This is a genomic window from Sphingopyxis sp. (assembly GCF_051861155.1).
Classification (GTDB): Bacteria; Pseudomonadota; Alphaproteobacteria; order Sphingomonadales; family Sphingomonadaceae; genus Sphingopyxis.
Map to the genome: position 1 here is coordinate 95,350 of NZ_JBHYDE010000003.1, position 13,051 is coordinate 108,400.

7 protein-coding genes are annotated in these 13,051 nt (G+C 63.8%); 4 read left to right on the forward strand and 3 right to left on the reverse strand.

From position 1 onward, the window contains the following. Window positions 1-6 precede the first annotated feature (6 nt). Complete coding sequence (locus ACTIFP_RS06455; protein WP_439567900.1) at window positions 7-957, forward strand: winged helix-turn-helix transcriptional regulator; 951 nt, start codon at window positions 7-9, stop codon at window positions 955-957. Here the strand turns inward: ACTIFP_RS06455 and ACTIFP_RS06460 are convergent. Further along, window positions 923-2,536 (reverse strand): sulfatase family protein, encoded by a 1,614-nt coding sequence (locus ACTIFP_RS06460; protein WP_439567901.1) that lies wholly within the window; start codon window positions 2,534-2,536, stop codon window positions 923-925. The two genes, ACTIFP_RS06455 and ACTIFP_RS06460, sit on opposite strands and share 35 nt — an antisense overlap. Window positions 2,537-2,546: 10 nt before the next feature. Next, window positions 2,547-4,871 carry a beta-glucosidase BglX gene (bglX, locus tag ACTIFP_RS06465; protein ID WP_439567902.1) on the reverse strand — a complete coding sequence of 775 codons (2,325 nt, stop codon included), beginning with the start codon at window positions 4,869-4,871 and terminating at the stop codon, window positions 2,547-2,549. Window positions 4,872-5,118: 247 nt separating this feature from the next. Here bglX and ACTIFP_RS06470 point away from each other — a divergent pair, with 247 nt between their 5' ends. From ACTIFP_RS06470 to ACTIFP_RS06480, 3 genes are all read left to right on the forward strand, one after another. Next, window positions 5,119-8,154, forward strand: a complete 3,036-nt coding sequence (locus ACTIFP_RS06470; protein ID WP_439567903.1) for a TonB-dependent receptor — start codon at window positions 5,119-5,121, stop codon at window positions 8,152-8,154. Window positions 8,155-8,224: 70 nt separating this feature from the next. Next, the gene (locus tag ACTIFP_RS06475; protein ID WP_439567904.1) at window positions 8,225-9,718 is read left to right on the forward strand and encodes a glucoamylase family protein; all 1,494 of its coding nucleotides are present in this window, start codon (window positions 8,225-8,227) and stop codon (window positions 9,716-9,718) included. A 3-nt stretch (window positions 9,719-9,721) separates the two neighbouring features. After that, complete coding sequence (locus ACTIFP_RS06480; RefSeq protein ID WP_439567905.1) at window positions 9,722-10,885, forward strand: SGNH/GDSL hydrolase family protein; 1,164 nt, start codon at window positions 9,722-9,724, stop codon at window positions 10,883-10,885. On the opposite strand, the gene ACTIFP_RS06485 is transcribed toward ACTIFP_RS06480, so the two are convergent. Continuing rightward, window positions 10,882-13,050: a glycoside hydrolase family 2 TIM barrel-domain containing protein gene (locus ACTIFP_RS06485; protein WP_439567906.1), complete on the reverse strand. Its 2,169-nt coding sequence runs from the start codon at window positions 13,048-13,050 to the stop codon at window positions 10,882-10,884. The two genes, ACTIFP_RS06480 and ACTIFP_RS06485, sit on opposite strands and share 4 nt — an antisense overlap. Window position 13,051: the final 1 nt, after the last annotated feature.

Here is a 13,051-nt window from a genome sequence, read left to right on the forward strand (position 1 = left end):
AATGGCTTGGGCTTGAAACACGACCGCACCATCAGGGCCTGTTCGATCTGGCGCGCGCTCGACGTCGTCGGCGATGTGCCGGTGCTGTTGCTGATGGAACAGGCCTTGCTCGGCATCCACAGCTTTGACGAATTTGTCGCGCGCACCGGGCTGGCGCGCTCGGTGGTCAACGGGCGGCTGAAAAAACTGGTCGAGGAAGATTGCCTGGCCAAGGTACCGCGCAAGGGCGGCCGCGGCTTTCACTATATGCTCACCCAAAAGGGCCGCGACCAGTTTCCCAACGGCCTGATGATGCTGCGCTGGCAGCATAAGTGGGAGGCGGACAGCCGCGATTTCCAGGTCCGGCTGCACCATGCGAGCTGCGGCCACGCGACCGAGCCGGTGCCGACCTGCGCGCATTGCCGCGGCGAGATTGATCCGCGCGATGTCGACTGGCGCGAGGGACCGGGGCTGGCGCAGGTCGTCCCGCATTATGAACGCCGCCGCTTCAACGGCGACGTCGGCACCCGGCGCCCCGGCGGGCGGCCGCTGGTCGACACGATGATCGAATTGTTCGGCGACCGCTGGGCGACGCTGGTCGTCCGCGCGATGTTCACGCGGATCAACCGTTTCGACGACATTCAGCGCGATACGCTGATGGCGACCAATATCCTGACCGGCCGTCTGGAGCGCCTGATCCGGCAGGGCATCATTCGGGCGGTTCCTTATTCCGACCGCAGCGACCGGTTCGAATATCGGCTGACGGCTAAGGGCCGCGATCTTTATCCGGTGCTGCTCGCGTTGCTGCAATGGGGCGACCGCTGGTTTTCGGACGAGCGCGGGCCGCCGGTCCTGCTCACCCATCGCAGTTGCGGCCACGATCTCCATATGCTGGTCGCGTGCAGCCATTGCGGCGACCAATTGCAGATCGAAAATAGCCGGTTCACGATCGAGCAGGCCGACGCTGCCGCAGATTAGTCAGGGCGATAGCGGGTCCGGTGTCGTCGCCATATTGGCGGCGCAGCGCAATTAATCGCGTCTTCAGCGCCGTAATTACCCTCCCCATCGCCGGATCCGCGATCCGATTGTGCATTTCGCCCGGGTCGGTTTTCAGATCGTAAAGCTCCCATTCGTCGACGTCGGCGCCGTAAAAGCGCACGAGTTTGTACCGCTCGCCGCGCACCCCATAATGCGCGCGCACCGCGTGAAAGCCCGGATATTCGTAATAATGATAATAGACGTCTTTGCGCCAGTCGGCCGGCGGGCGGGCGCCGAACAGCGCGCGTAGCGACCGGCCCTGGATCGTGTCCGCACCTTTTACCCCGGCGAAGTCGAGGAAGGTGGGGGCGTAGTCGATATTCTGGATCGGCGCGGCGACGCGCGAGCCGGGGCGGATATGCCCCGGATACTGGATCAGAAAGGGCGTCCGCATCGATTCTTCATAGATGAAGCGCTTGTCGAACCAGCCATGTTCGCCGAGGTAAAAGCCTTGGTCTGATGTATAAACGACGATCGTGTTGCGATCGAGACCGCTGTCCTCCAGATAGTCGAGCACCGCGCCGACCCCCTCGTCGACCGCTGCGACGGTGCCAAGATATTGCTGCATGTAACGCTGGTATTTCCAGCGCGCCATGTCCGGGCCGGTCAGCTTCGCGGCGTTCATCCGGTCGTTGTCGGGCTGCATCAGCGCGTCCCATTCGGCCTGCTGCCGATGCGTCATGCGGTCGAAGGCGCCGGGCCAGCGGTTGTAGCGCAGCTGCGGCGATCCTGCCGCGACCGTCATCTTGAGGTCGTGACCCTCATACATGTCGCGATAGATGTTCATTTCCTGCGCCGCCGCCGCCTTGCGGCCGCGATAATCGTCGAAATAATTGGCGGGCAGGGGAAAGCTGACGCCCTGATATTTCTGCACATGGCGCAGCGCCGGCATGAAATTGCGGTGCGGCGCCTTGTGATGGATCAGGATCGCGAACGGTTTGCTTTTGTCGCGCCTGTTTTTCAGCCAGTCGAGGCTATATTCGGTGATGAGGTCGGTCGCATAGCCCTCGACGACGCTGCGTCCCTTGGGCGTGATGATGTCGGGGTTATAATATTCGCCCTGGTCGTCGAGCACTTTCCAGTCGTCGAAGCCGATCCCGGCGGGTGAATAGTTGATGTGCCATTTGCCGAACATCGCGGTCGTATAACCCGCCTCTGACAGCGCGCGCGGCCATACCCAGGCGTTGTTGTCAAAGGTCGCGCCATTCTGCCGAAAGCCATGAGCATGGCTTTGGCGGCCGGTGAGCAGCGTCGCGCGGCTGGGGCCGCACAGCGAATTGCCGACAAAGCTGTTGGTAAAGATCGCGCCGTTCCGCGCGATCCGGTCGATGTTCGGCGTCGGCGCCAGGTTCGATACCGCCGACCCATAGGCCGAGATCGCCTGATAGGCGTGGTCGTCCGACATGATATAGACGATGTTCGGCCGCGCCGGACCCGGCGCGGCCGCGCGAGCGGCGGCCTCGGTTCCGGCGGTCAACAGCGGCGCGGCAACGATCGCGGCGATCAGTATCCGGCGCATCGGCTTTCTCCTATTCGGTCAGTTCAAAGCTCGCTTCCGATCCCGACGCCGACGACGGGCCGACCCACAGCTTATACTGGCCGGGCTCGCTGCCCCAGCTCATATCCTGGCGCGTGAAGGCCAGATCGGCGTCGGTCAGGGTGAAGCGGATCGTCCGCTTTTCGCCCTTTTTGAGGCTGATTTTTTCGAAGCCTTTCAGTTCCTTCACCGGCCGGGTGACCGATCCGACGAGGTCGCGGACGTAAAGCTGCACCACCTCTTCGCCGTCGCGACCGCCGCTGTTGGTGACCGTCACGCTGGCGGTCAGCGGCTCGCCGGGGCGGATTTTGCCCTTGTCGAGCGTCACCGGCGAATAGCTAAAGCTGGTGTAGCTGAGACCAAAGCCGAACGGATAGAGCGGGGTGTTGGGGGTGTTTAGGTAGCGCGAGACATATTTCGCGCCCGGCGCACCCAGTTCGATCGGCCGCCCGGTGTTCTTCATGTCATAATGGATCGGCACCTGCCCGACATTGCGCGGGAAGGTGACGGGCAATTTGGCCGACGGGTTGTAATCGCCGTACAGAACATCGGCGATCGCATGGCCGCCCATCGTGCCCGGATACCAGGCCTCCAGGATCGCATCGACATTCGCGTCGGCCCATTCGATGCTGTTCGGGCGCCCGCTCATCAGCACCAGAATGATCGGCTTGCCGGTTTTCTTGAGCTCCTGAAGCAGCGCTTGCTGATTGCCGGGCAGGTCGAGCGACGTGCGGCTTGCCGCTTCGCCGGTCATGTCCCAGCGTTCGCCCATCGCGGCGATGATGACGTCCGATTTCGCGGCCAGCGCCAGCGCTTCGGCAAAGCCGTCGTGCTTGCCCGCATCCTCAAAGGCATAGCTGGCGCCCTTGGCATAGGTGACGGAGGTTCCCTTCGGCGCGCGCTTCTGCAAGCCTTCGAGCAGCGTAATCGGGCGCGTTTTGCGGTCGCCCGCGGCCGACCAGCTGCCGATCATATCTTCCTTGCTGTTGCCCAGCGGGCCGATCACCGCGATCGATTTCGCCGCGGCGGCGAGGGGGAGAACATTGTCCTTGTTCTTGAGCAGCACGATCGACTTGCGCGCGACGTCGCGCGCCGCATCGAGGAACTCGGGTTTGTAGATCGTTGCCTTTTCGCGCTTTTCGTCGGCGTAGCGATAGGGATCCTCGAACAGCCCCAGGCGATATTTCATTTCGAGGATCGATTTCACCGCGGCATCGATGCGCGCGGTATCGGCCTTGCCCTCGGCGACCGATTTGGCGAGATTTTCCATATAGACCGCGCCCTGCATGTCCATATCGACCCCGGCGGCCATCGCCTGCTCGCCCGCCTGTTTCAGGTCTTTCGAATAGCCGTGCGGGACCATCTCGTTGATCGACGTGTAATCGGTTACGACAAAGCCCTTGAAGCCCCATTTCTCGCGCAGAACGTCGGTCAGCAGGTAACGGCTGCCCGATGCGGGGACGCCATCGACTTCGTTGAACGAGGTCATGAAGGTCGCGGCGCCCGCATCGGCGGCGGCCTTGAACGGCGGCAGATAGATGTCGCGCAGGGTGCGTTCCGACATGTCGACGGTGTGATAGTCGCGCCCGGCCTGCGCCGCGCCATAGGCGGCGAAATGCTTGGCGGTGGCGAGGATCGTGTCGGGGCGCGACAGATCGTCACCCTGATAGCCGCGCACCCGCGCCTTGGCGATCAGGCTGCCCAGATAGACATCCTCACCCGCGCCTTCGGAAATGCGCCCCCAGCGCGGGTCGCGCGCAATGTCGACCATCGGCGAAAAGGTCCAGTGAATTCCCTCGGCGGACGCCTCGATCGCGGAGATTCGTGCTGCTTTTTCAATCGCCTGAAGATCCCAGCTCGCCGCCTCGCCCAGCGAGATCGGAAAGATGGTGCGGTGGCCGTGGATGACGTCATAGCCAAAGATCAGCGGGATTTTTAGCCGCGTGCCTTCGACGGCGAGCGCCTGTAGTTCGCGCGTATATTTGGCGGTGTAGGCGTTGAAGATCGCACCGACGCGGCCGGCGCGGATGTCGTCCTTATAGCCCTCGCGCATCGTCGGGCCGGTCGATTCCCAATTGCTGGTGAGCAGCGTCAGCTGGCCGATCTTTTCGTCGAGTGTCATCTTGGCCATCAGGTCGGCGATGAAGCGGTCCATCCTGGGATCGGGGCGCATCCAGCCCGCCGCATCGATGGGCGCTTTCGCGGTCGTGCTGGCGCCGGTCGTCGGCTTTGCCATCAGCGGGGCAGGGGCCAGCGGCCCGGCCAGCAACAGCGTGGCCAGCGTCAGGCATGTCAGGTTGCGCGAAATCGGCGGCATGATTCGTCCTTCCCAGTCGTTCTACTTATAGATTCTCACGCGGATTGGCCGAAATTCGGCGCAAAACCGGCTGGTCCCCGATCGCATCCATCTGTGTCTCTTCCCCCTATACAGTGATCGTGAAACCGGTTACAAATCAAAAAAACAACGACGCGATTTCCCGCGATTCGTCGTTGCCCGGTGGCAAGGCCGGTCAGCGAGTACATGCGAAAGCGGGAAATGTCGGGGCACTAAAAGGGAGGATGCCGTGAAGTTTCAACGTGAAATCTCGATCAATTCCGCGCGCCGGTCGCGCGCCAAGGCCGTTGCTGCGGCGCTGGCGTGGAGCAGCGCGGGTGCGGCGCTCGCGGTCGCCGTTGCCACCCCCGCCTATGCGCAGGTGTCGAACGCATCGCTGCGCGGCACCGTAAAGGCCGACGGCGGCGTGTCGCAGGTCACCGCGGTCAATGTGAACACCGGCCTGACGCGCAGCGTCGCGGTCGGCGAGAGCGGCGTCTATAACATCGCATCGCTGCCGGTCGGTACCTATCGCCTGGAAATCACGACCCCCGGCGGGGTACGCAACACCGACGAATTCACCCTGTCGGTCGGCCAGAACGCCGTGCTCGATTTCGACTTTTCGCAGCCTGACATCGCCGACGCGGCAGGCGACGCGATCATCGTCACCGGCACCCGCATCCGATCGATGGAGGGCGGCGAGGTCGGTTCGAACATCACCCAGCGCCAGATCGAGGTGCTGCCCCAGAACAACCGCAACTTCCTGGCCTTTGCCGACCTGGCGCCGGGGGTCCAGTTCGTGACCGGCGGCAACAGTCAGTCGCGCCTGCAGGGCGGCGCGCAGGACAGCCGGAGCGTCAACATCTTCATCGATGGCGTCGGGCAAAAGGACTATGTCCTGAAAAACGGCATCACCGGCCAGGATTCGACACAGGGCAACCCCTTTCCGCAGCTCGCGGTCGGCGAATATCGCGTTATTTCGTCCAACTATAAGGCCGAATTCGACCAGGTAAGCTCGGTGGCGATCACCGCGGTGACCAAGTCGGGGACCAACGAATTCCACGGCGAAGCCTTCATCGACTACACCGATCAGAGCTTCCGCGACCGCCGGCCCAACGAGTTGCTCGGGACAAAGATCAAGACCAAGGATTTCCAGTTCGGCGGCGCGCTCGGCGGCCCGATCATCAAGGACATGCTGCACTTCTTCGTGACCTATGAAGGCAAGCGTCAGCAGAATCCGGTCGACGTCACCCCGGGGCTCAATCTGCCGATCACCTATTTCCCGTCCGAATATCAGGGCGTGTTCGGGCCGACCAACGCGACGTTCAACGAAGATCTGTATTTCGGCAAACTGAGCTTCCAGCCGTCGAACAGCGATCTGATCGAGCTGTCGGGCAAGTATCGCAAGGAAACCGGCGAGTTCCTGGGCAGCGGCATCAACGCGCGCAGCACGATCAGCTCCCAGGATGTCGAGGAAATCCGCGGCACCGCGCGCTGGGAACATACCGCCGAAAACTGGATCAACGATTTCAAGGTCACCTACGAAGACGTCAAATGGGCGCCGACGCCCTTTGAGTTCGGCAATGGTTTCCTGTTCGCCTACGCCGGCCCGTCGCCGACCAATCCGCAGCCGGGCGTCGTCGTGCGCGGCGACATCCTGCGCGTCGGTGGCGGCAGCAACTATCAGGAAAAAGGCCAGAAGGGCTGGGGCGTCCAGAACGACTTCACCTGGACCGGGCTGGAAGGTCACACGATCAAGGTCGGCGCCAAGGCGAAATGGGTCGAGCTCAACTCGCTGCAGCTCAACGCCTTCAACCCCGTCTATACCTATAACCCCGCGTTCAACCCGGGCGGCGGGACGTTCAACGACGATGTTCCCTACCGCGTCCAGTTCGGTGCCTCGACCGGCAACGGCAGTCCGATCATCAATTCGAAGAATTTCCAGTTCGGCATCTATGTGCAGGACGATTGGGAAGTCACCGATCGGCTGACGCTGAACCTCGGCGTGCGCTGGGATTATGAACGGACACCGGCCTTCCTCGACTTCGTCCATCCGGCCGATGCGGTCAATGCGGTGTCGCCGGCCAATTATCCGAACCTGGTCAACGCCGATTACAATATCCGCGACTTCATCTCGACGGGTAGCGAACGTAAGGCGTTCAAGGGCGCCTGGCAGCCGCGCATCGGGTTCAGCTACGAGCTGGACGACGAGGGGCGCTATGTCCTGTTCGGCGGTATCGGCCGGTCGTATGACCGCAACCAGTTCGACTTCCTGCAACAGGAAATCAGCGTCGGTTCGTTCACAACCCGCACCTTCAATTTCCAGACGGGGGATCCGCTCAACACGTGCGTCGCCGGGCCGACCTGCGTCGCATGGAACCCGATCTTCCTGACCCCCGCCGGTCGTCAGCAGCTGCTGGCGGGCGCCGGGCCGGGCGGCGGCCGCGAGCTGCGCTTTATCGATAACGACCTGAAAGTCCCCTATTCGGACCAGGCCAGCATCGGTTTCCGCGCCCGCGTGACGCCGCTGTTCGAAGCCGAGGTTGGCTACAGCCATGTCGAGAGCAAGGACGGCTTTGCCTATCTGCTCGGCAACCGCCGCCCCGACGGCACCTTCTTCCCGCCGGCGCCGGCGGCACCCAACTCGCCGTTCGGTTTTGCACCGCCGGGATTTGGGTCGATCATCATCGGCACCAACGGGATCGAAACGAGCGCCGACACCGCCTATTTGAAGCTGGTGAAAAACTACACGCTGGCTTCGCCGTGGAGCTTCTCGGCGACCTACACCTATACCGAAGCCGAGGAAAACCGCCAGTTCGGCGAGACCTTCAGCCTCGATTTCCCGTCGATCGACGATTATCCGGTCACCCGGTCGAGCGGGGTGCGCAAGCATCGCCTGGTCGCCACGGGGTCGGTCGATCTGCCGATCGGGATGACGCTGTCGGGCAAGTTCCAGATTGCATCGCCGATCTATCGGAAAGCTTTCCTCAACATTGGCGGGGCAAACCCGATCCGCGATGTGATCTCCAACGAAGTCGACGGCAACGGCGATCGCTGGGGTTTCCGCCAGATGGATATCGCGATCACCAAATATATCCCGCTGCGGTTCATCACCGACGAATCGCGGCTGCGGCTGCGCGTCGACATCCTGAACCTGTTCAACGATCGCAACTATGTCGATTTCAACAACGATCCCAGCTCGCCCAACTACCTTAGCATTTCGGGCAATGGAGTTGGCGGCAACCCGCCGCGCACGGTAAAGGTATCGGCCGGGTTTTCTTTCTGACCGGCTGAACTAGGCGCCCGGCCCGCACCCCCCTCCCGTGGGCCGGGCGCCTGATTTTTTGGAGTATCGAATGTCGTTCCGGATCGGGGCGCTTGCGTTGCCCCTGGTGGCGCTGACCGCCGCCTGCACCGCCACCCCCGCGCCGATCGCGCCGGGCGCGGCATCCCCACCGGCGCTAGCGCCGATCAGCGAAGCGGCGTTTTCGGAAGAATTGACCGAGCGGACCTTCCGCTATTTCTGGGACACCACCGACACCCAGCGCTGCCTGGCGCCCGACCGCTGGCCCAGCAATCCCTTCTCATCCATTGCGGCGACCGGCTTTGCGCTGACCGCTTATGGCATCGGCGCCGAGCGCGGCTATGTGACGCGCGCCGAGGCGGCGCTGCGCACCCGCGACTGCCTGCGTTTCTACTGGACCGCGCCGCAGGGGCCCGAGGCCGCGGGCAACACGGGCTACAAGGGCTTTTTCTATCATTTTCTGAAGAATGACGACGGCACACGGTACAAGACCAACGAGCTGTCGACGGTCGATACCAGCCTGTTTCTGGGCGGCGCGCTGTTCGCGCAAAGCTATTACGATCGCGACGATCCGGTCGAGGCCGAGATCCGCGATCTGGCGGAAAAGATATACACCCGCGTCGACTGGACCTTTGTCCAGCGCACCAACACCGGGACCGAGGCGCGCAACCTGGCGGATTCGCACGGCATCACCATGGGATGGAAGCCCGAAAAGGGTTTCGAAACGCACGACTGGGTCGGGTATAACGAGGGCATGCTGGTCTATGTACTCGCACTCGGGTCGCCGACCCACCCCGTCGGTAGGGACGCGTGGGACAAGGGCTGGGCCGCTCATCTCGAAAAGGACTGGGGCACCTATTACGGGCAGGAACATCTGCAATTCGAGCCGTTGTTCGGCCACCAATACAGCCATGTGTGGATCGATTTCCGCGGCATCCGCGACGCGTTCATGCGCGGCAAGGGCATCGATTATTTCGAAAACAGCCGCCGCGCGACATTGGCGCAGCGCGGCTATGGCGCCGACAATCCGAACAAATGGACGGGGTATAGCGCCGACATCTGGGGCTGGACGGCATCGGACGGCCCCGGCTATTTCAAGGGCCAGTATAGCGTGAACGGCGCGCCGCGCGAGTTCAACGGCTATATGGCGCGCGGCGCCAGCGCGATCCGCGTCGTCGACGACGGGACGATCGTTCCGACCGCAGCGGGCGGTTCAATCCCTTTTGCGCCCGAAGTGACGATTCCGGCGCTGATGGCGATGCGGACGCAGTATGGCGAGCGGCTCTATACGCGTTACGGCTTCAAGGATGCGTTCAACCCCAGCTTCACCTTTGCCGCCGCGGCATCGCGCAGCGGCGCGGTCGATCCGGTCCACGGCTGGGTCGCGAACGACTATCTGGGCATCGACCAGGGGCCGATCCTAGCGATGATGGAAAATCATCGCAGCGGTTTCGTGTGGAAGGTGATGCGCAAGAACCCGCATATCGCGCGCGGCTTGACGCGCATCGGCTTTACCGGCGGCTGGCTGGACAAGGCGCCAAAATAACCGATGCACCGACCGCTTCTCGCCTGGGTAGCGGCCATGTCGCTGACGGTCGCACCGGCCGCCACCGCACAGGAGCATTGGACGCGCGCTTTCACCGCCAGCCTGTGGCAGCCGGGCGAACGCGATGTGGTGACAGTCGGCAACCAGACGCTGCGGACCCAAATTCGTGTCAATGCCGGGGGCAAGGCGGTTCGCGTCTGGTTGGGCAATGATTTCGGCCGCATGCCGGTGCGGATCGGCAAAGCGAGCGTTCGCACCGCCGATGGGCGCATATTGCCGCTTCGCTTCGGCGGGCGCGATGGGACGCGGATCGCGGTCGGGGCGTCGCTCGCCAGCGACCCGGTGGCGGTGAAAATCGCGCCGTTCGAGATCCTGGAGATACTGGTCTATCTGCCCGAACCGGTCACGCTGGTCGGGGTTCACGATGCGCGCGCCGACAAGCTGGACATCTCGCCGCCGGGTGATTTCTCCGCGGCGGAACATTGGAACGCGGCGGCGACGCACAATCTGCGGCCGCTGGTGGCGGGGATCGACGTACTCGGGCCGCGCGCTCGCCCGGTGATTGTCGCCTTTGGCGATTCGATCACCGATGCGAACAGCTGCCCCAACCGCGACCCCCGGCCGTGCCGCTGGAGCGACGTTCTGGCGCGCCGCCTGCTCGCCGCGGGACGACCGCATGTGGTCGTCAACCAGGGCATCGGTGGCAACACGATCGTCGCGCCGGTGACCGGGCCCAGTGCGCAGGCGCGGCTCGACCGCGATGTGCTGGCCATTCCCGGTGTCACGCATCTGCTGTTACTCGAAGGGATCAACGATGTCGGCAAGTCGGGCGATACGGGGGTCACCGCCGACGAGTTGATCGACGGCTATCGCCAGCTGACCCGGCGCGCGCAGGCGCATGGGATCAAGGTGATCGCGATGACGGTGACGCCGTTTGCAGGCGCGGGTTATCACACGCCCGAGCGCGAGGTGATGCGCGACCGGCTCAATGCGTGGATCCGCAGCGCCGGGATATTCGACGGCGTGTTCGACATGGAACGGGTCGTCGCCGATCCCGCCAACCCAAAGCGGCTGCGCAGCGACCTGCAGGTCGGCGACAATCTGCACCCCAATGCCGCGGGCCAGCGCGCGATGGGCGAAGCGATTCCGCTCTCCTTGTTCCGTTAGGGCGTTAGCGTCCATTCGACGCGGTCGTCGACGGTTTTGGCCCCGAACGTCGCACGCGCCGTCACGACATTGGACCCCGCCGCCAGCCGGACGCCATCCATCGCACAGATACGGTCGATACATACGACCTCGCCCAGCGCCTTGCCGTTCAGCGTCAGCGCGACCCGATCGGCATTGCTGTACACGCGCAGCTGGGTCAGCGGATCGGTGCGCGTCGTCCAGCGGCGGCTGGTGATATGGACAACGGGGTCCGCCGACCATTGCGCCTTGTAATAGAAGAAACCGTCCTTCTTCACCTTGCGGTCAAAGGTCACCAGCCCCTTGTCGTTGATGTCGGTTGCGTCGCCCTCCTGCCGGATTTTCGACGAGAAATCGAACATGTTCCAGATCCAGTTGGCCCACAGATACGGTCGATCGCGCAGCTGCGGCCAGCTTTGTTCGTGGAACCAGCTCTGGAACTCTTCGGGATGCGGACGGCCCGAAAATTTGATCTGATGCGTCGCCGGGTCAGCCACATGTTGGCTTAGCGCCCCGCCCGCGCCATATTCGCTGACCGACAGCGGGATGCGCGGATAACGGGCGTGCAGCTTGTCGAGGTGCGGGCCAAGGTCGGCGACCTTGCCATAATACCAGCCATAATAGCGGTTATAGCCCATCAGGTCGGCCTCGCCGCTGAGCGGCGGCTGGATCGGTGTCTTGCCCGACAACAAATCCTCATGCGTCGCTTCGCAGCAATCGGCGATGACGGTCGGACGCGTCGGGTCTTCAGCCTTTGACAGCGCATTCAGATCGCGCAGCAACGGACGCGCGTCGGCCCTGGGACCGAGCCGTCCGCCGGCCAGGTCGATGTCGACCTCGTTGCCGATCCCCCAGGTGACGACCGAGGGGTGGTTAAAATTCTGGCGGATCAGCTCGACCGTCTGCTGACGCGCATTGGCGACCAGTTCGGGCGACGCGGGCGCATCGCCGAACGCCACCTTGTTGACGAAGGGGATTTCGGCCCACACGATCATGCCGTGGCGGTCGGCAAGTTCGAACCAGTTGGCCGCGTGCTGGTAATGCGCAAAGCGGACGGTGTTCGCGCCCATTTCCGCGATCAGTGCCATATCGCGTTCATGGTCCTCGGCGCTCAAGGCCCAGCCCTGGCCCAGATAATCCTGATGCCGCGACACGCCATGGAGCGGCAGCGGCTTGCCGTTGAGATGGAAACCCGTGTTCGGATCGATCCTGAACGCGCGGAAACCGACCGGCACGGCAACGCTGTCGAGCGTGGTCGCCGCCTCGGCCAGCCGCGTTTCGAGCCGGTAAAGATAGGGATCGGCGCGGCCGTTCCAGCGCCGCGGCGCCGCGACGTTCAGGCGCAGCGCCGCCTCGCGCTGGCCCGCGGTCAGCGGTGTTGTCGCCTCGGCCACCGTACGTCCTGCCGCGTCGCGCAGTATCGCGACAAGACTTTGTCCGTCCGCCGTTCCGGTCAGCCGGACGCGCATTGCAAGCTGTCCCGCCCCGTCGGCACCGATCGTCGGCGTCGCATAGACCCCCGGCCCGCCCTGATCGTCGAGGGCGATGTGGCTGGGCGCGACGTGGAGCAGGCGCGCGGGGCGATAGATGCCACCGTGGATGAAGAAATCGCCGTCGAGCGGGACGATATGCTCGGTGCTGCTGCCAGGCCTCGGCGCGCTGTTGTCGGCGCGCAGCAGGATCAGGTTCGGCCCGGCTGGATCGAGATGGTCGGTCAGGTCGAAACGAAAGCGCGAGAAGGCGCCGGCGTGGCTGCCGATGTGCCGGCCATTGGCCCACAGGTCGGCAAGATTGCCGACCGCCTCGAACTCGATGACGTGGCGCTTGCCCACGGGAAGCGATGCGCCGTCGAGCCGCAGCCGGTACCAGCCCTGACCCTGCCGGTTGTCGGTCGCGTCGGTGCGGCCGATGCGATATTCGCCCAGCCGGTTCCAGGTGTGCGGCACGCTCACCGCCTGCCAGTCGCTGTCGGGCAATGTTGACGCGATTTCGGGGGACAAGCTGTTGTCGAAGCGAAATTGCCACCCGGCGGCAAGCTCGGTCGCGGTTCGCGTCGCCGCGGGCGCGGCGGGCAGCGCGGATGGGGCAGGGCGGGGTGCACAGCCCGTAACCAGCACCGCGAGCACCAGCGCCAGCCACCGCGCCATC